The organism is Actinomycetota bacterium (genome assembly GCA_040757835.1).
Taxonomy (GTDB): domain Bacteria; phylum Actinomycetota; class Geothermincolia; order Geothermincolales; family RBG-13-55-18; genus SURF-21.
This window is the reverse complement of record JBFLWJ010000001.1, coordinates 429,455-447,585: the sequence shown is the minus strand read 5'-3', so window position 1 is coordinate 447,585 and position 18,131 is coordinate 429,455. Positions and strand designations below refer to the sequence as shown.

General features: G+C 62.7%; 18 protein-coding genes and 1 tRNA gene. 18 read left to right on the top strand and 1 reads right to left on the bottom strand.

The genetic code is table 11. The annotated features are described in order from the left end of the window. Positions 1 to 177: 177 nt before the first annotated feature. The 17 genes from AB1384_02025 to AB1384_01945 all read left to right on the top strand — a co-directional run bounded on the left by AB1384_02025 (position 178) and on the right by AB1384_01945 (position 16,935). Positions 178 to 2,256, top strand: coding sequence for a diguanylate cyclase (locus AB1384_02025; protein ID MEW6553049.1), 2,079 nt, complete (start codon positions 178 to 180; stop codon positions 2,254 to 2,256). Between the two features lie 106 nt (positions 2,257 to 2,362). Next, a tRNA-Pro gene (locus AB1384_02020) sits at positions 2,363 to 2,440 on the top strand. A 67-nt stretch (positions 2,441 to 2,507) separates the two neighbouring features. Beyond that, positions 2,508 to 3,122: a CDP-diacylglycerol--glycerol-3-phosphate 3-phosphatidyltransferase gene (gene pgsA, locus AB1384_02015; protein MEW6553048.1), complete on the top strand. Its 615-nt coding sequence runs from the start codon at positions 2,508 to 2,510 to the stop codon at positions 3,120 to 3,122. 101 nt (positions 3,123 to 3,223) lie between these two features. Continuing rightward, a complete protein-coding gene (locus AB1384_02010; GenBank protein ID MEW6553047.1) occupies positions 3,224 to 3,907 on the top strand; it encodes an MBL fold metallo-hydrolase in 684 nt (227 codons plus the stop codon). A 20-nt stretch (positions 3,908 to 3,927) separates the two neighbouring features. Next, positions 3,928 to 6,426, top strand: coding sequence for a sugar phosphate nucleotidyltransferase (locus AB1384_02005; protein ID MEW6553046.1), 2,499 nt, complete (start codon positions 3,928 to 3,930; stop codon positions 6,424 to 6,426). 19 nt (positions 6,427 to 6,445) lie between these two features. Next, positions 6,446 to 6,979: an isochorismatase family cysteine hydrolase gene (locus tag AB1384_02000; protein ID MEW6553045.1), complete on the top strand. Its 534-nt coding sequence runs from the start codon at positions 6,446 to 6,448 to the stop codon at positions 6,977 to 6,979. Beyond that, positions 6,976 to 7,824 carry a biotin/lipoate A/B protein ligase family protein gene (locus tag AB1384_01995; GenBank protein MEW6553044.1) on the top strand — a complete coding sequence of 283 codons (849 nt, stop codon included), beginning with the start codon at positions 6,976 to 6,978 and terminating at the stop codon, positions 7,822 to 7,824. The genes AB1384_02000 and AB1384_01995 overlap by 4 nt, the downstream gene beginning before the upstream one ends. A 102-nt stretch (positions 7,825 to 7,926) precedes the next feature. Further along, positions 7,927 to 8,235 (top strand): hypothetical protein, encoded by a 309-nt coding sequence (locus AB1384_01990; GenBank protein ID MEW6553043.1) that lies wholly within the window; start codon positions 7,927 to 7,929, stop codon positions 8,233 to 8,235. A 154-nt stretch (positions 8,236 to 8,389) separates the two neighbouring features. Then, entirely contained in the window at positions 8,390 to 8,863 is a 474-nt protein-coding gene (locus AB1384_01985) for an FHA domain-containing protein (GenBank protein MEW6553042.1), read from the top strand. A 12-nt stretch (positions 8,864 to 8,875) separates the two neighbouring features. After that, positions 8,876 to 9,607, top strand: a complete 732-nt coding sequence (locus AB1384_01980) for a MerR family transcriptional regulator (protein ID MEW6553041.1) — start codon at positions 8,876 to 8,878, stop codon at positions 9,605 to 9,607. Between the two features lie 70 nt (positions 9,608 to 9,677). Next, on the top strand, positions 9,678 to 11,474 hold the full coding sequence (mgtE, locus tag AB1384_01975; GenBank protein ID MEW6553040.1) for a magnesium transporter: 1,797 nt from the start codon (positions 9,678 to 9,680) through the stop codon (positions 11,472 to 11,474). 103 nt (positions 11,475 to 11,577) lie between these two features. Further along, the gene (locus AB1384_01970; protein ID MEW6553039.1) at positions 11,578 to 12,987 is read left to right on the top strand and encodes a D-alanyl-D-alanine carboxypeptidase family protein; all 1,410 of its coding nucleotides are present in this window, start codon (positions 11,578 to 11,580) and stop codon (positions 12,985 to 12,987) included. Positions 12,988 to 13,017: 30 nt separating this feature from the next. After that, positions 13,018 to 13,563 (top strand): hypoxanthine phosphoribosyltransferase, encoded by a 546-nt coding sequence (gene hpt / locus AB1384_01965; GenBank protein MEW6553038.1) that lies wholly within the window; start codon positions 13,018 to 13,020, stop codon positions 13,561 to 13,563. A 146-nt stretch (positions 13,564 to 13,709) separates the two neighbouring features. Next, a complete protein-coding gene (locus AB1384_01960) occupies positions 13,710 to 14,180 on the top strand; it encodes a bifunctional nuclease family protein (protein ID MEW6553037.1) in 471 nt (156 codons plus the stop codon). 140 nt (positions 14,181 to 14,320) lie between these two features. Further along, positions 14,321 to 15,376 carry a potassium channel protein gene (locus AB1384_01955; protein ID MEW6553036.1) on the top strand — a complete coding sequence of 352 codons (1,056 nt, stop codon included), beginning with the start codon at positions 14,321 to 14,323 and terminating at the stop codon, positions 15,374 to 15,376. Positions 15,377 to 15,495: 119 nt separating this feature from the next. Beyond that, the gene (locus tag AB1384_01950; GenBank protein MEW6553035.1) at positions 15,496 to 16,518 is read left to right on the top strand and encodes an RlpA-like double-psi beta-barrel domain-containing protein; all 1,023 of its coding nucleotides are present in this window, start codon (positions 15,496 to 15,498) and stop codon (positions 16,516 to 16,518) included. 51 nt (positions 16,519 to 16,569) lie between these two features. Beyond that, positions 16,570 to 16,935: a hypothetical protein gene (locus AB1384_01945; protein MEW6553034.1), complete on the top strand. Its 366-nt coding sequence runs from the start codon at positions 16,570 to 16,572 to the stop codon at positions 16,933 to 16,935. Between the two features lie 89 nt (positions 16,936 to 17,024). Here AB1384_01945 and AB1384_01940 read toward each other — a convergent pair whose 3' ends face one another. Beyond that, positions 17,025 to 17,720, bottom strand: coding sequence for a helix-turn-helix domain-containing protein (locus AB1384_01940; protein ID MEW6553033.1), 696 nt, complete (start codon positions 17,718 to 17,720; stop codon positions 17,025 to 17,027). 90 nt (positions 17,721 to 17,810) lie between these two features. Between AB1384_01940 and AB1384_01935 the strand changes: the two genes are divergently transcribed. Next, positions 17,811 to 18,107 (top strand): hypothetical protein, encoded by a 297-nt coding sequence (locus AB1384_01935; GenBank protein MEW6553032.1) that lies wholly within the window; start codon positions 17,811 to 17,813, stop codon positions 18,105 to 18,107. Positions 18,108 to 18,131 lie beyond the last annotated feature (24 nt).

The following is an 18,131-nucleotide window of genomic DNA, read 5'->3' as shown; positions in this document are numbered from 1 at the left end:
CCCGTTCTCCGCCCTTGCCCGTATACGCCATACCCCACGCGCTCGCACCCGGGGATTGGCTGTAATAGCGGTTGATAATATGATGTAGTAAGCCCGGAGCGGGTCTCCAGGAAGATGAAGAAGCCGACCCGGCGGGTTGCGGCGCCAGCTTGTGGTCTTCTCGAGGACGGGCAGGGGATGATATACGAAACCGATCTCGACAAGTCGGAGACGCGCGGCACGCGCATGCGGGAACTGCTGCTACGGGCGATATTCGCGTTGTTGCTGCTGTCCATCACCCAGCTGGTGCACCTGGATATCTCCCTGGGAGGGGAAGTCGATTTCGTCCCGCTCTACATCCTCATGGCCGCCTACTTCATCTACGCCATCGTCTGCTATTCCTTCCACGATCACCTGAGCCTCAGGGGGCCGTACGCATGGCTGGTGGCCATTGGCGACATCTTCTTCCTCAGCGCCACCATCTATTTCTGTGGAGGGGTGGAGAGCTACACCTTCCTCTTCCTGGGCGCCGTCCCACTCATCGGCGGCATCTATGACGGGTACCGCGGCGCAGCCTACGCATGCGTCCTCTGCCTGGCGGGGTACACCGCCGTAGTGCTCCTGGACAGCCAGACTCCCCCCGGCTACAACCTCTCCCAGGCCCTGCTGGTGCGGTACTCATATATAGTCGGGGCCACCCTCATCAACATCTTCATCGTGGACTTGATCCTCAAGGACCGTTACCGCCTCAGGATCTTCTACGAGATAAGCAAGAGCTCCAGTAAGAGCCCTGCCCTCTATAACGTGCTCAAGGAGATCACCCAGCGCATGGCCGAGGTCCTCAAGGCGGAAGTGGCCATGGTGTTTCTGTACAACGAGGCCGCTTACACCCTCGATGCCCAACAGCCCTCGCTGGGCCTCGATTACATCAGCACCTCGCAGCTGCGGATGAGCCTGTCCGATCCCGGCGTGCTCTCCGACTGCTTTCTCAGGGCCAAGCCGGTGCTGGTGACGCGGCGCCACTCCGGCGAGATAAAGATCCTGCCTTTCGCCCCCGATTACAACGTCTTCGACCTCGTGGCCTGCCCCCTGGTAGCAAGGGGGAAGAGCATCGGCATCATCGTGCTGGCCAACAAGCTGGACCGCCTGGGGTTCAGGCAGAGCGACCTCGAACTGACGGCGCTCCTGGCCCCACATATCTCGGTCTTCCTGGACAACGCCCTGCTCTACCGCCGCAGCGAGGAGAAGGTCGCCCAGTTGACCAGCCTCATCAGGGTCGTCGATGCCATCAGCACCGTGTCCGGCCTCGACCAGCTATATAACCTGGCCCTGGACGTCATCCGCGGCCTGTTCGCGGTGGAGAAGGCGCTAATAAACATTATCAACCACAAGACGGAACTCATGGAGACGGTGCGCAGCTTCGGTTACAGCGAGGAATACATGGCCCGCCACCTCAGCCACCCCTTCGAGACCGTCAGCGGGTGCTTCGTATTGCGCCACGACGCCACCTACCTGAGCACCGACGTGAGCAACGATTCCCGCTGCCCCAACATGCTGGTGGACCCGGAGACACGTTCGGTGTTATGTGTGCCCATACGCTCCGGCAAGAAGGTCTACGGCATCCTGCACATGGCCAGCCGTTATCACAACGCCTTCGACGAGGAGGACGCCACCCTGGCCAACGCCATCGGCGAGCAGATCGGCCTGGCGGTGGAGAGCGCCCAGCTCTTCGAGGAGATCAACCGCCTGGCCATCACCGACGAACTCACCGGCCTTTACAACATCAGGTACCTCAGGAGGGTGATGTCGGAGGAGGTAAAGCGGTCGATACGTTACGGCCGCCCCCTCTCCTTCATCATGCTCGACATCGATTTCTTCAAGATATATAACGACCAGCACGGCCATCCCCGCGGCGACGAGGTGCTGCGCATCCTCTCGGGGCTGCTGCAGCAGAACACGCGCGACGTCGACACCGTCTTCCGCTACGGCGGAGAGGAGTTCTCGGTGATCATCCCCGAGGTGGGCAGGCAGGAAGCATACCACATGGCCGAGCGTATCAGGCGCGTCATCCAGGAGCACCTCTTCCCTTACGAGGAGGACCAGCCGGGGGGCAACCTCACCGTCAGCATCGGGGTCGCCAACCTCCCCGACGATGCCCGTGAGGGCGACGAGCTCATCGACATGGCCGACCGTGCCCTCTACCGCGCGAAGCAGAGCGGGCGCAACCGCGTCAACCTCTACGATCCCGCGGAGGACAATGGGTCTGCCGGATCCTGAATCACCGGGGTAGCACGGGGTAGCCGAGTCGTAACCGAGTCGTAACCGAGTCGTTGCAAAGGTCGTTTGCGGTCTATAGAATTAGAAACCTGGAAGCAGAGACTTACGGGATGTGGCGCAGCTTGGTTAGCGCGCTTGACTGGGGGTCAAGAGGTCGCCGGTTCAAATCCGGCCATCCCGACCAGGCCACAGGGGCGGGATAGACCTTCCGCCCTTTTTCGTATAAGGGCCGGCAGGAAAGGAGTCACGCTTTGATCAAGAGGAATATAGCCAATTTCTTCACCTGCCTGCGCATCATCCTCATACCGGTGGTACTGTGGCTCATATCCATCATGTCCAAAGAGACGGTGGACGCCGCCCACTACTGGGCGGTGGGCGTGTTCATCTTCGCCGCCTCCACCGACTTCATCGACGGGCAGATAGCGCGCCGCACGAACACCATCTCCGAGTTCGGCAAGCTCGTCGACCCGCTGGCTGACCGCCTCCTGGTAATCTCCGTGCTCATCGCCCTGATGTGGCGCGGTTTTCTCCCAATCTGGATGGGCGTGCTCATCGTGGCCAGAGACGTGCTGATGCTCGCCGGAGCGCCGCTCATCGGGATACGGGACAAGGAGGCGCGGGAGAAGCTGGCCGTGCACTGGACGGGCAAGGCGGCCACCGCCCTCCTCTTCGTGGCCATCTGCCTGTTCATCGCCTGGAACCTGCCCGAGGCCGCGGGAGGAGCTTTCTTCGACAAGGTCGATCCCATCGGTTTCGTGGTCTTCTGCGCGGGTATCGTCTTCTCGTACGTCAGCGGTTTCATCTACATCCGGCGGGGAATAAAGTCATTAAAGGCCGGCGGCACCGAGAGCGGCGAGGAGGGCTAGCTGCCGTTCCGTACGCCGGTGTTGCCCGGGCGGTATTCGCATGAATGGGGGACTGGTCCGGGCGGGCGGCGGCTGAAAACCATAGCTCAGGAGGTGAGACCATGTCCTCTCGCTACACCGAGGAGCAGGACCTGACGCGGGCGGTGCGGGTCAGCTGGCTGGGCCACGCCATGTTCATGCTGGAGGATGGCGCCGGGCACCGGCTGGTCACGGACCCGTACGCCGACTACGTCGGTTACCCCCTCCCCAATGTGGCCGCCGATATCGTGCTCGTCAGCCACGACCATGCCGACCACTCCAACATCGGCCTGGTCAAGGGAGACCCGCTGGTGGTGCGCGACCCCTCGCCCCGCGAAGTCGGCGGTGTGCGCATATCCGGCTTCCCGACCTATCACGACTCCCAGGGAGGCGCCGAGAGAGGGGCGAACATCGTCTACCGCTGGGAGATGCAGGGATTGACCTTCGTGCACCTGGGCGACCTCGGCCATCTTCCAGACAGCGGGCTGGCACGGGAGCTGGCGGGGGCCGATGTCATCTTCGTCCCGGTGGGGGGGTTCTTCACCCTCGCGCCGGATGAGGCCGCGCGGGTGGTAAAGGACCTGGAGCCGCATATTGCCATACCCATGCACTTCCGCAACGACGCCTGCTCCTTTCCCATCGAGACGGAGGGGCCCTTCGTCTCGCATTTCGAAACCGTCGAGAGGGTGGGGAAGGTACCCGTGCACCTCTCCCCTGACGACCTGCCCGAGGCGACCCTCATACTGGTCATGGACTACCTGGCGTGAGCGGCGAGGAAGGTCCGGGCATGAAAGCGGTGATCATGGCGGGAGGGCAGGGCACACGCCTGCGGCCCCTCACCAGCAACCAGCCCAAGCCCATGCTTCCCGTGGTCAACCGCCCGATGATGGAGCACATCGTCAACCTGCTCACGCGCTACGGCTTCACGGAGATGATCGTGACCCTGCAGTTCCTGCCCACGCTCATCAGCAACTATTTCGGCGACGGCGGGGACTGGGGCGCCTCCATAACCTATTCCACCGAGTTCGTGCCCCTGGGGACCGCGGGGAGCGTCAAGAACAGCGCCGCCTTCATCGACGGCACCTTCCTGGTCATCAGCGGCGATGCCCTCACCGACATAGACCTCACCAAGGTGGTCGATTTCCACCGCCATAACGGGGCCATGGCCACCCTGACCCTGGTGCCGGTGGACAACCCGCTGGAGTTCGGCATCGTGGTCACCGACTCGGGCGGGCGCATCGAGCGCTTCCTCGAGAAGCCCAACTGGGGGCAGGTCTTCAGCGACACCATCAACACCGGCATATACGTGCTCGAGCCGGAGGTGCTCGACCTCGTACCCGACGGCCAGTCCTTCGATTTCTCCAAGGACCTCTTCCCCATGCTGCTCGCGCGGGGAGAGCCCCTTTACGGCTATGTCGCCGACGGCTACTGGTGCGATATCGGCAATTTCGAGCAATACATCGCCGCGCACAAGGACATCCTTGACCGCAAGGTGCTCATTGACCCCCCGGGTTTCCGTATCGCGGAGAACGTATGGATGGGTGAGGGGGTGGACGTGGAGGACACCGCGGAGATCAGGGGTCCCGTGGTCCTCGGCAACCACTGCAAGATCGAGAAGGGCGCCGTGATCAGAGAGTACACCACCCTGGGCCACAACGTGGTGGTCAAGCAGGACTCTTTCGTACACCGCGCCCTCATCTACGACAACTCCTACATCGGCGCTAACTCCCATCTCAGGGGCTGCGTGGTAGGGAAGAACTGTGATCTCAAGGGCAACGTCCGTCTCGAGGAGGGCGTGGTGGTCGGGGACGAGTGCCTTATAGGGGAGAATGCCCTCGTCAATCACGACGTCAAGATCTATCCCTTCAAGACGGTGGAGACGGGCGCCACCGTGAACACCAGCATAGTCTGGGAGTCCAAGGGGCTGCGCACGCTCTTCGGCAAGAAGGCAGTCTCGGGGATCATGAACATAGACATCACGCCGGAACAGGCCCTGCGTATCGCCATGGCCTACGGCTCCGGCCTGCTCCTGGGCTCCACCGTGGTGACCTCCCGCGACGCTTCACGCGCCGCCCGCACCGTCAAGAGGGCGATCATCGCCGGCCTCAATGCCTGCGGCGTCAACGCGGCCGACCTAGAGGTATCGCCATCACCGGTGAACCGCTTCGCCATCGGCGTCGAGAGGGCCATGGGCGGGATCGACGTGCGCATCTCCGCCTTCGACCCCCAGTCCATCGAGATACGTTTCTTCGACGAGCTGGGAATCGACATCTCGGAGGCGAGGCAGCGGGACATCGAGAAGGTCTATTACCAGGCCAATTTCAGGCGGGCCTTCATGGGTGAGATCGGGGCGATCCATTTCCCTCCGCGCGTCTTGGAGATGTATACGACCTCGCTCCTGGCCGAGCTGGACCTGGAGCGGCTCAACCGGCGGCGTTTCCGTATGGCCGTGGACTACGCCTTCGGGAGCACCAGTATCATAATGCCCCAGGTCTTCGGCAAGATGGGCTGCGACGTCCTCAGTCTCAACAGCTTTACCGACGAAAAGAAGGTCACCCTTAACCAGGACGAGCTCAACGCCGCCCTCAGGAACCTCTCGCATATCGTCAAGACCTCAGACGCCGAGCTGGGAGTGCTCATGGACAACGCGGGGGAGAGGTTGTACCTCCTGGACGACCTGGGGAGGCAGGTACACCCCCAAGCGGCCCTCATGCTCTTCGTGAAGCTGCTGTGCGAGACCGGGCGCGGGGGGAAGATAGCCGTGCCGGTGAGCATGACATCCCAGATCGAAGAGATCGCCGCCAGGTGCGGTAACGAGGTCATCCGAACCAAGGTCAGCCGCGGCGAACTCATGCGGGCCTCACTGGAGGAAGGGGTGATATTCGCCGGCGCGGGCAGCGGAGGGTTCATCTTCCCCTCCTTTCTCCCGACCTACGACGCCATGGCCAGCACAGCCATCCTCCTCGATAGCCTGAGCCTGCGCGACGTCCCGCTGTCGGAGCTGGTGGATGGCCTGCCGGCCGTCCACATGCTCTCGGTGGAGATCCCGGCCTCATGGGAACAGAAGGGCCTGATCATGCGCCGCCTGGTGGAGGAGCTGAGCGAGGGCAGCCTGGAGCTGATCGACGGCATCAAGGTCTTTCTGGACGGAGGGGCATGGCTGCTCGTCCTGCCCGACCCCGACGAACCCTCGCTGCATCTCATCTGTGAGGCGGAAAATGACACCCGCGCCGCCCTCATCATCGGCGATTTCACCAGGAAGATAGCGGACATCGCGGGGGGATGAAGGGAGAGGAGTGGAAAAGATGACCGTTGCTTTCGAGCCCGAGAGCGCTCTGCTCATCATCGACATGCTGAACGATTTCATCGAGGAGGGAGGGGCCCTGGTGGTACCTGGCGCCAGGAGGATCGTTCCGCGCCTCCAGGTGATCCTCGCCGCGGCCAGGGACCGGGATATCCCGGTCATTTACGTGACCGACAGCCACCGTGAGGACGACCATGAGTTCCGCTACTGGCCGGCGCATGCCGTGTCCGACACCTGGGGTGGAGCGGTCGTGGACGACCTGCGGCCCCGGCAGGGAGATTACATCGTACCCAAGCGCAGGTACAGCGCCTTTTTCGGCACCGACCTGGACAATTACCTGCGCGAGATGGGGGTGCGCAAGCTTTACCTTGCAGGTGTCCTCACCAATATCTGCGTCTACGCCACCGCCCTGGACGCTTCCATGCGCAACTACGGCGTCGCGGTCTTCACCGACGGCGTGGCCTCGTTGAGCGAGGAGACCGACCGTTTCATCTTCCAGCAACTGGAAGAGGTCCTGCACGCGGAGCTGCTTTGAGCGGGAAGTCCGGGATAACGTCCGTGCCCTGGCGCCTTCTTCCCTCGCCGCCAGCGAGTGGCGCAAGGAACATGGCCCTGGACCAGGCCCTGCTAGAGTCCGCGGTCCGCGACGGTTTCCGCCCCACCCTGCGTTTTTACCGCTGGTCTCCGGCCGCCCTCTCCCTGGGACGCTTTCAGTCCGTGGACGATGTCGACCTGGAGGCATGCGCCGCCAAGGGGATCGATGTCGTGCGCAGGCCCACCGGTGGCAAGAGCATCCTCCACTCGGGCGATTTCACCTACAGTATCGTCTTTCCGCCCGGAAGCGGTATGCCGGACGGCGTGGTGGATGCCTATCGCGTCATCTGCAGAGGTATCCTGCGCGCCCTCGAGATCCTGGGCATCGACGCCGACGTCCTGACCCGCGAGGGCGACGACTACCGCTCCGCCGGCGGGGCCTGCTTCGCCGCCAGCACCCGGGCCGACCTGGAATGCGCCGGCCGCAAGCTGTGTGGAAGCGCACAGGTGCGCCGCCACGGTGCGATACTCCAGCATGGCTCCATCCTCCTCGAGGACCACTCGGAGCTGCTCTACGAGCTGCTCAGGTTCGCCGATGATGAGAACAGGGGAAGGCAGCTGCGTAACTTCCGGTCGCGTTGCATGTCACTGGACGAGACCGGCTGCCGCCGCTCCTGGTCGGAGGTGGCGGACGCGTTCCGGCGGGGGTTCGCGGATGCCTTCCAGGCCGTGCTGGAGGAAGGGGGCCTCTCGGCGGAAGAGGGAAAGCGCGCGGACGACCTAACCGGGGCCTATCTCTCACCGCAGTGGCTGTATAACCCCGAATCACGGGCGTTTCCCCGATGACCGGCACGGGTCCCCGCCGGGAACATTAGGTCTTATAGCCATGTGGATATTCTGTTAGAATCAACTTGGAATCAATTCCCGGACATAAGGAGGGTTTTACGGATGGGCGGTAAGAAGGGCAAGGCTCAGGAAGTTCCTCCACATGAAGTTTACATTGACTACAGCAGCAAGAACGACGAGGAGCTCCGCGGCATCCTCGAGGAGCTGCTGAAAGAGGAGAGCAAGGTCTCTTACCAGCGCAGGGTGCTGCATGGAAAGATCGATATTCTCCGTGCCGAGCTGGTGAGGAGGAAGAAGAACGACCTCAAGGACGGCAAGACCATCATCAGCGATGAGGACATCGCCAGACTGAGCGAGATACTGGCCAGCGAGGCCATGGGCATCAACCGCAGCGATCCCACCGCAGATTGACTCGTATATAACCCTAAATGTAAGCCTTCTCTTTAAAATTGATACGATGCATTATATTATGGTTAGCAGGTTCTCGTTTTCGAGAAGACTCCAATCAGCAGGCATGCGGGGGCCGCATAAGCCAGCAGAATGATGCCGGAAGGAGGCATGGGCCGTGTTCTGCACCAAGTGTGGGCATTTCAACCCGGAGAACAGCGTCTTCTGCGCCCGGTGCGGGATCCGCTTCGAGGCGGAGGGAGGACACGGCGAGACCACGGTGGGGCTTCCAGCCGTCGAGAGCGAGATCGAGGAGGAGATCGAGGTCTCGCTTCCCATCGAGTTCCCGGAGGAGGGCGGCGCCATCCTGGTGATCAAGAAGGGGCCGGATGCCGGCATGCGGTTCGCCCTAAACCGCGACCTCATCAGCATCGGCAGGCACCCCGAGAGCGACATATTCCTCGACGATATCACGGTGTCCCGGCGTCACGCCGAGATCCGCCGCGAGGGTGGCGCCTATTCGCTGCTGGACACGGGCTCTCTCAACGGCACTTACCTCAACCGCGAGCGTATAGAGGCATCGCCCCTGGCGGATGGAGACGAGATACAGATCGGCAAATTCCGCCTGCTCTTCTTCTCGGGAAGCGGATGAGGAGGGGGGCTAATGCACGACCAGAAAGACAAGATGAGCATCGGGGACCTGCTGAAGTCCCTGAAGGACGAGTTCCCGGACCTCACCATCTCCAAGGTCAGGTTCCTGGAGAGCGAGGGGCTGATCGAGCCGGAAAGGACGCCCTCCGGGTACCGCAAGTTCAGCCAGGCCGATGCCCAACGCCTGCGCTTCATCCTTAAACTGCAGCGGGAGAAGTACCTTCCCCTAAAGGTGATCCGCGAGAAGATCGACGAGCTGGAGAGCGGCAAGACCCGCGCCGGCAACCTGGTCCCAGGCATGCTCGGTTCCCTGGAGGTCGGCGAGGACCTGGCGGCTTACGACGACTCCGTCCTCCTGCGTGACGAGGTAAAACAGGTGTTGGACATCGAGCTGTCCTTCGTCGCCACCCTCGAGGAGTTCGGCCTCATCTGCGCGCACGACGGCGACGACGGCCCCTTTTTCGACAAAGAGGACGTGAAGATACTCCGCATCGCCAGGGAGTTCTCCCGTTACGGTCTCGAGCCGCGCCATATGCGCATGTACGAAAACCTTACCGACCGCGAGGCCATGGCCTTCGAGCAGATCATAACTCCCGCGCTGAAGTCCAAGGACCCCGAGGCCAGGCGCAAGGCGCTGGACAACCTGCTCCAGCTGGTGAACCTCTCGAGGGAGCTGAAGGATCTCCTGCTCAAGAACCGGGTGAAGGAGTATTTCCTCAAGTCAAACCAACCCGTGCCTTTCTAGCAGGACGAGTCGACCCCGACCTCGCCGCCGCCGATCCGGACCCGTGCGGTGAGGCCGCGTGGAGGTGCAGATGATCTTCTTCTCGGATCTCCAGGAGCGCAAGGTGCTGGACGCCTCGGGCCGCGTGTCCGGCAGGTTGCACGATATCGGAATGGACTTTCCGGGCAACCTGCCGCAGAGCGAATACCTGGTCCTGTCCCGCTCACGCCGCGGCCGCCGGGAAACCGTGGCAGTGCCCTGGGAATGGGTGACCTCCCTGGGCCCCCCCGAGGTCAGGCTCGACCGCGATCGCGACGAGATCTGGAAGAGCGAGCTGCCTCAGACGGGGTTGCTGCTGGGGCGCAACCTCCTCGACCGCCAGATCGTCGACCTCTACGGCAACAAGGTGGTCAGGGTGAACGATCTGCGCCTGGCCGAGTTCGACTCGGCCTTGCGCCTGACCGGAGTGGACGTGAGCCAGAGGGCGCTGCTGCGCCGCCTCGGCCTGGAGAAGACAGCGGTGCGGGCGGCACGGCTCCTGGGCGGGAACCTCCCGGAGAAGACCATTCCCTGGAACTACGTGGCGCCCCTGGAGGTGCAACGGCCGGACCTGAAGCTGACGGTAACGGAATCACAGCTGAGCGAGCTGCACCCCACCGACATCGCCGATATCATCGAGCAGCTCGAGCCCCAGTACCGCGAGAGACTGCTGGACCTGCTCGGGGCGTTCATGGCCGCTGAGTCCCTCTCGGAGGTGGAGCCAGGCATGCAGGCCGACGTCATCGAGGACCTCTCGGAGACAAAGGCCTCAAACCTGCTCGAGATCATGCCCCCGGACGAGGCCACCGATATCCTGGCCCTCCTCCCCAGGGACAAGGCCGAGCGCCTGCTGAACATCATGGGGGTACGCGAGGCCGGTGTCATCCGTGAGCTCCTCGGCTACGAGGAGGAAAGCGCGGGCGGCCGCATGACCCCCGAGTTCCTCTCGGTACCTAGTACTTTCACCGCGCAGGAGACCATGGAGTACCTCCGCCGTAACGCCCCGGACGCAGAGACCTCGTACTACATCTACGTCGAGGACAGCGAGGGCCGCCTCAAGGGCGTGATCTCCCTGCGCGACCTGTTGAGGTCGCCGCCCGGGGAGAGCGTGGAGGAGTTCATGCACCGCGACGTCATCTCGGTCAACGTCTCTGAGGACCAGGAGACCGTCGCCGACGTCATGAGCCGTTACAACTTCCTCGCCCTTCCCGTGATTGACGACGAGAACTCCATCCGGGGCATCATCACCGTCGATGACATGATCGACGTTATCCGCGAGGAGGCCATCGAGGACCTCTCCCATATCGGGGGCCTGGAGCTGGTGGAGACGGGGGCTTCGCCGTCGCTGCGCACCCGCCTGCCCTCCGTCTTCATCACTCTACTGGGCGGGCTGGCGGCCGCCCTGCTCATATCGGCCTTCGAGGACCGCCTGATCCCCCTCATCACCCTCGTCTTCTACCTGCCCCTGGTGCTGAGGGCGGCACAGGACATCGGCATCGTCTCCCAAGCCGTGGTCATCGAGGAGATCGGGGGCAAGGAGCTGAGCGCCCGGGAGATCCTCAAGCTGGCCTGGAGAGAGCTGCGGGTCGTCTTCATCATCTCGCTGGGCCTGGCGGTCCTGGGGGGCGTGGTGGCCGCTCTCTGGGAGGACTACCTGCGCTTCGGCCTGACTATCGGCCTCACGCTCCTCATCACCGTGGTCCTGGGTACTGTGATCGGCATCTGCCTGCCGCTGATATCCCGCCGCGTCAAGGGCGAGTTGCGCTACACCCAGGCACGGTTTTCTACGCTCTTCATAGGCCTTGCCGCCCTGGCCATCTACCTCGGGATGGCCACGACGCTGCTCTGAGGGAACGGGCCCCGCAAGGGACGGCGCCCGCCGCCGCGCCCCGTTCCATGCATTACCTCGGGTTAATGACCATCCCCGCCTCCATCTGCTAAACTCCTCTTTGATGAACGAGATAGACCAGCCAGACAGCCCGCAAACCGCCGCGCCTCGCCGGGCACTGACGGACGAGGAGAGGCGCGTCCTCCTCGAGAAGAGGATAAAGGAGCTGCGCAGGAGGAAGAAACGTGACCTTCGCAGGTCGAACCGGCCGCTCCGCATCACCACCGCCGTCTTTCTCCTGGTCTTCCTCGCGCTCTTCGTCGTATCCGGCATCTATACCCTGGCCGCGAGCGGGGAGAGCGAGCGTTACCTCGCCAGCGTGCTTCCCGCCTCCAACCTTCCGGGCTGGGAGGGACTCCTGCTGGAGACGGAGGACGTGCGGGTGCCCGCGATCAGCGCGGCGGCGGCGATCCTGGTCGACCCCGCCACCGACGACGTGCTCTTCGAGCACAACGCCGACCAACCCCTCCCCATGGCTTCCACCACCAAGGTGATGACCGCGGTTGTGGTCCTGGAGAACGCCTCCTTGCAAGAGAGCGTTACCGTCAGCGCCTACGCGGGAGCGGTGGGGGAATCGTCGGCCTGGCTTGACGCCGGTGAGGTGCTCACGGTGGAGCAGCTCCTCTACGCCCTGCTGCTGCAGTCCGCCAACGACGCCGCCGTGGCCCTCGCGGAACACGTCGGAGGCAGCGAGGGGGCGTTCGTGGAGATGATGAACGAGAAGGCACGCGATATGGGGCTTGGCCACACCTCCTTCGCCAACCCCCACGGGCTGGACGCGCCCAACCACTACACCTCGGCGCGGGACCTGGCGGCCATCACCTGCTACGCCATGGATATCGCCGAGTACAGGAGGATCGCAGAGACCACGACCTACGAGCTGCCCTGGCCCGGTCACCCCTTCCCCCGCGTCCTGGAGAACCACAACAAACTGCTCAAGACCTACCCGGGCACCACGGGGGGCAAGACCGGCTATACGGCGGGCGCGGGCAAGTGCCTGGTGGCATCGTCACAGAGAGAAGGCCGGGAGCTGGTCTCCGTCATCCTCAACGGCGGCGACGGTTACTGGGACCAGACAACGGCCCTCATGGACTACGGCTATGACTACTTCACGCCGGTTGAGTACGCCTATAGCGGCCAGCCCCTGGCCCGGGTGGAGGTGGGCGATTTCCCGCGGCGCGAGGTCGACGCCACGTGCCTGGAAGACCTCGTTTTCACGGTGCGCAGGGACCGCCTCGAGGGCTACGAGGAGGCCACGGTGAACAGCCTGGAGTGGGTGGCCTACCCCGTCGCGGAAGGCCAGGAGATGGGGCAATTGGTCATCGCGGCAGGCACGCCCCACGAGTCCGAGGAAGCACTGGTCGCCAGCGAGGCCAGGCGAACGCCCAATCTCGCGGTGCGCATCCTCGCGTTCATCGCGGCGGTATTCGGGACCTTGTGGGCCGGGATAAAATGGATCATACCGGGCCTGTAGGTCCGTGACCCGACAGGGAGGTGTAACGGTTTGCGCCCCGAGGGGTTCGAGCGGGTCGTCTTCAGCGCGGAGGAGATAGCGTCTCGCGTGCGTGAAATGGGAGCGCAGATAACCGCGGAGCTGCGCCAGGAACCCGGCGACGTCCTGGCGGTGGTGGGCATGCTAAAAGGGGGTTTCGTTTTCCTCGCCGACCTCCTGCGCGCCGTCGACATCGACCTCAGCGTGGATTTCATGGCCATATCCAGCTACCGGGAATCCACCCCTTCATCCAGCGGCGTGCGTATCGTGAAAGACCTCTCGGAGAGCATCCTCGGCCGTGACGTGCTCATCGTGGAGGACATAATCGACACCGGCTTGACCCTCAGTTATATCCTGCGCAACCTCAGGGAGCGCAGTCCCCGCACCATCAGGGTCTGCACCCTCCTTAACCGAACGGTGAGCCGCATCGCCCCGCTGCACATCGATTACAGCGGCTTCGAGGTAGGGGAGGACTACCTGGTTGGATACGGGCTGGACCATCTCCAGAAATGGAGAAACCTGCGCTATATCTGCTCGGTCAGCGGCGTGGTGGCATGAAACAGCCGGCCGGAAGCGGCCCCGCGAAGCCGGTGTTCGCCGTCAGTGAACTTCGCGCGCGGCTCGGGTAAAATAGAATCGAGGCTGATTGACAGACGATAGAGGGTACTATAGTTTAGCCTTGAAGTCGGAAGGGTGTGATGGTCATGGTCGAGCTGACACTGATAGGAGTACGGGTGGAGCTTCCCGCCAACCAGCCCATCGTCCTCCTCAAGGAGAAGACGGGAGACCGCTTTCTGCCCATCTGGATCGGTGCCTTCGAGGCCACTGCCATCGCCTTCGCCCTGCAGGGCATCGAGACGGCCCGCCCCATGACCCACGACCTCATGAAGAACATCATGGACCAGCTCGGCATCACAATGAAGAGCGTCGTCATCTGCGACCTGCGCGAGGGCACCTTCTTCGCGGATATCACCATGGACTACGGCGGCAAGCCCTTCAAGATCGACGCCAGGCCCAGCGACGCCATCGCCCTGGCGGTGCGGACCGGCGTGTCCATCTTCTCGGACGAGCACGTGCTCAATGAGGCCAGCGTCTTCATCCAGACCGAGGACGAGGACGAGATCGAGCGTTTCCGCGATTTCCTCAAAGACGCCAAGCCCGAGGATTTCATGTAGCTGATGCGGCCCGGGCCGGCGGCGGCGCCAGGGGTTGCCTCCTTCCCCCACCCCGGGGCATGGATTATAGCTAGCGGCAGTCAAGTACGATACTATTCTTGATGACCGGTGGCTTGTCCGATGGAAAGGGAAGGAAGGGTTTGACAAGAGACCGCCTCAGAAACCTCGAGAAGGCCGGCCTGCTCCTGATCTCGATCATCGTGATCGGCATCGCCGGTTACATGCTCATCGAAGGCGCCAGTTTCCTCGACTCCCTGTACATGGTGATCATCACCATCACCACCATCGGCTATGGTGAGGTATTTCCCCTGGGGACCGGCGGGGAGGTCTTCACCCTGTTCATTATCATCGCCGGAGTGGGAACCGTAGGCTATACCCTGGTCAGTACGGTAGAATTCATGGTGGAGAACAGCCTTTCCGGCTTGATGGAGAGGAGAAAGATGCGCAAGGATATCGAATCCATGATCGGCCACTATATATTATGCGGATACGGCAGGGTCGGCCAGCACATCGCCGATGACCTCAAGGACGCCGGCGCCAACTTCGTCGTCATCGAAAAGGACCCGGTGGCGGCGGAGAAGGCCGAGGGGCTCGGGTTCCTGGTCATCAGGGACGACGCCACCAGCGACGAGTGCCTCAAGGCGGCCGGGATAGAGAGCGCCAAGGGACTGGTCTCCGCCCTGTCCGGCGACGCGGAGAACCTCTATATCACCCTTACCGCCCGCGAGCTCTGCCCGCACCTCTTTATCGTCAGCCGCTCGGACAGCGAGGAATCCGAGCCCAAGCTGCGGCGCGCCGGGGCGGACAGGGTGATATCGCCCCACTCCATCGGAGGCAGGCGCATGGCGGCCATGCTCTTAAAACCCACGGTCTGGGACTACCTGGACCTAGTCACCAGGGGGCAGTACATAGAGTTCAACATCGAGAACCTCGAGTGGCGTATTGACGACGTGGAGGTCCAGGCCAACTCCTACCTGGACGGGAAGTCCATCGACGAGGCCAAGATATACTCCATCTCGGGAGCGCTGGTGCTGGCGGTGAAGAAACGTGGCCTCGGGTTCAACACCAAGCCCGCGAAGGATACCCGCCTCGACCCGGGCGACTATATCGTCGCCATCGGCACCGTAGACCAGCTGGCCAAGCTCGAGCAGGTAGCCACGTCGAAGGCCTGGTCCCAGGGCGGACGTTACACCTAGAAAAGTCCTTTCCCTCAACCTTACATCTAACTCGTGCCGGTAAACCTGTGCTTCATGTAGATGTATTTTGATATTATTGTGGGTGTCGAGACCGTCGTCGGGAAGAGAAGATCGTGGTGATGACTTTGGCCGACCGGGTGCGCGGAATCACGCTTACAGCCATCTTGGCGCCAGTGATCCTCTCCTGCCTGCTGTTTCCCGCCCTTGCGCCCGCCCAGGGTGAATCCGCAACGCTCTCAGACGAAGCCGACCGACTCTCCTACGAGGTCCTGGAGCTCAAGGCCCGCCTGCGTACGGCGCAGGGCAACCGCGACGCCATGCTCGCGGAACTGGCGGGGCTCGACACCGCCATCGCTTCCTCGGAAATGGAGATCGCCGGCCTCAACGAGGAACTCGAGGCCTGCCAGCAGGCCTATGACCTCTCGCTGCGCGCCCTCTACAAGCGTGGTACGGTGAGCGAGATGGAGGTCATCCTCGGAGCGCGTGAACTCGAAGAATTGTGGGAAGACAACGCCTACTTCGACCGCATAATGCAGTCGGACATAGACACCCTCGAACGCCTGAAGTCCAAACTGAACGAGGTGGACCTCAAGAGGCGAGAGCTGCGTGACCAGTACGCCCAGAGGAAACGCATGGCCGAGGCCCTGGATACGGAGGGCCTGGAGGCCAGGATAAGCGAACTGCAGGCCCGCCTGAGCGAGGTGGACGCGAGCCTCCGCTCCCTGGGCGACGGCGGGACCTCGCGCAACGCTCCCTCCGGACCTGCCCAGGGGTGGACGGTCCCGGCGCCGGGTGAGCTGCTGGAGCGGGTCCCGGTGATGCCGCCCCTCTCCGACTTCGAGCGCACCGGGATGGTCTTCTCCGGATACACCACGTGCTACGGAGAGGAGTTCGATGGCAACCCCACCGCGAGCGGGGTCATCTTCCATATGTACGACTATACCTGCGCCCACCGCACGTTCCCCTTCGGGACCTGGCTCCTGGTCACCTTCAGGGGCAGACAGACCATCGTCCAGGTCAACGACCGGGGGCCCTTCGTGCCCGGTCGCGTTCTGGACCTCTCCTACGGCTCGGCCCAGAGCATCGGCCTCGATGGAGTGCAGTGGACCGATTTCGAGATACTCGTCCCCAGGGAGAGATGAGGCGGGCGGTTTCCGGTAAGAGTTGTCACGGCGAGAGACGGTGGAGCCCTGATGCAGGGAACGGAATACCGGCGTTGGGATGAGGTGCGCTTTGCCCACCGCAGCGAACAGGAGTTCGCGCGCCTGCTCGACTTCTACGACATCAGGTGGCTGTACGAGCCGACGAGCTTCGATATCGAGTGGGACAAGAAGGGCAACGCGGTCTCGAAGTTCACCCCCGATTTCTTCCTTCCCGAGTATGACCTCTTCATCGAGATCACGACCATGAACCAGAAGCTGGTAACAAAGAAGAACCGCAAGATACGACGGCTGAAGGAGCTGTATCCCGAGGTAAAGTGCAAGATATTCTACCGCAAGGATTACCAGCACTTGCTCCTCAAGTACGACATCAACCTCGACGAGCATCCGGCTTCCTGAGGGCGGGGACAGAAGGCCTCGGCGGGCTTCAGGCACCCTGAGGGCACGTATGGCGTGGTGGGGGAGGGGAGAGGCCCGACCCGAACCCGTCACTCCGGTCCGTCGTCACGCATGACGAAGACGCAGCTCTCTCCGGTGGCCTCCAGGATGAACCGGCCGCCCAGGCTCAAGAAACCCTCCTCCATACGGCGGTGTATCTCGCATACAAGGCCGGGGTAATTGCGGGAGAACTCACCGAAGGGGCAGGTTATAAACCTGGCCTCCACGTCGCCGCCGGCCAGGTGCTTGAGGGTCGCCTTATGGCCCCTCCTCTCTATCTCCTGCGACCAGGCTTCGGCGACTTCGCGCATGCCCGCTCCGCGCTTGATGAAGGCCAGGGGAGAGGAGTGGGTGACCGCCTCCTCGCGGCCGCGCGCATAGGCTTCGTCCCCCATGCGCAGGGCCAGCGAGGCGCCTCCGTCCGCCAAGCCCCCGGCCAGCACCTCGGCCAGGAGTTTGTACCTGCGCGGGGGCAGGTTGAGGTCGAGCTCCTCACCGCTGGCATCGTATAGATGGGCCGGGCGGCCCCCCCTTGCGCCACGCTGGCGTACGATCCTGAGCAGGCCTCCCTTGACCAGCTTGTCCAGGTGCATCCTGGCGGCGTTGGCGTGCAGCCCGAAGAAGTCTGCGACCTCACGCACGGAGAGCGGGGAGTCCGAGCGCAGGACATATTCCATGATCTCACGGCGGGTCGGGTCCGCAAGAGCTGTGGATACCTGGGCGATCTGATCGCTGTAAGTCTTCATCAGCCTTCCGTCATCCGGTACTTGACGTAGTTATTATAACATAATATATTTATACCGTAAATATTGTATAATATGTGTAAAGGAGGCGTGATGGTAAAGGTCAAGTCTCGTTGCTGCAACTGCGGAGAGGTAGCCCTGTCCCTGGAAGACATCCTCCTGGTCGAGCACGGAGACGGCGAAGGCACCTTTTACACCTTTATCTGCTGTACCTGTGGGGGGGCGCAGGCCTATCCGGCAGACAGTCGTTTCATCGACTTCATGCGCATGAACGGAAGCGAGCCCGTAGTGCTCGTGCACCCCATCGAGATGAAACAGGCGGAGAACGATCCGCCCATCTGCTGGGACGACCTGCTCGATCTACACCTGCTGCTGCAGGAGGAACCCTGACCTGCGTCATGTCCGCAGCGAAAA

Coding starts and splice junctions, on each gene's coding strand:
- AB1384_01990 (MEW6553043.1), top strand. CDS start 7,927: ATGGGCGGTAAGAAGGGCAAGGCTCAGGAAGTTCCTCCACATGAAGTT.
- AB1384_02010 (MEW6553047.1), top strand. CDS start 3,224: ATGTCCTCTCGCTACACCGAGGAGCAGGACCTGACGCGGGCGGTGCGG.
- AB1384_01960 (MEW6553037.1), top strand. CDS start 13,710: ATGGTCGAGCTGACACTGATAGGAGTACGGGTGGAGCTTCCCGCCAAC.
- AB1384_01935 (MEW6553032.1), top strand. CDS start 17,811: ATGGTAAAGGTCAAGTCTCGTTGCTGCAACTGCGGAGAGGTAGCCCTG.
- AB1384_02025 (MEW6553049.1), top strand. CDS start 178: ATGATATACGAAACCGATCTCGACAAGTCGGAGACGCGCGGCACGCGC.
- AB1384_01980 (MEW6553041.1), top strand. CDS start 8,876: ATGCACGACCAGAAAGACAAGATGAGCATCGGGGACCTGCTGAAGTCC.
- AB1384_01945 (MEW6553034.1), top strand. CDS start 16,570: ATGCAGGGAACGGAATACCGGCGTTGGGATGAGGTGCGCTTTGCCCAC.
- AB1384_02005 (MEW6553046.1), top strand. CDS start 3,928: ATGAAAGCGGTGATCATGGCGGGAGGGCAGGGCACACGCCTGCGGCCC.
- AB1384_01970 (MEW6553039.1), top strand. CDS start 11,578: ATGAACGAGATAGACCAGCCAGACAGCCCGCAAACCGCCGCGCCTCGC.
- mgtE (MEW6553040.1), top strand. CDS start 9,678: ATGATCTTCTTCTCGGATCTCCAGGAGCGCAAGGTGCTGGACGCCTCG.
- AB1384_01940 (MEW6553033.1), bottom strand. CDS start 17,720: ATGAAGACTTACAGCGATCAGATCGCCCAGGTATCCACAGCTCTTGCG.
- AB1384_01950 (MEW6553035.1), top strand. CDS start 15,496: ATGACTTTGGCCGACCGGGTGCGCGGAATCACGCTTACAGCCATCTTG.
- AB1384_02000 (MEW6553045.1), top strand. CDS start 6,446: ATGACCGTTGCTTTCGAGCCCGAGAGCGCTCTGCTCATCATCGACATG.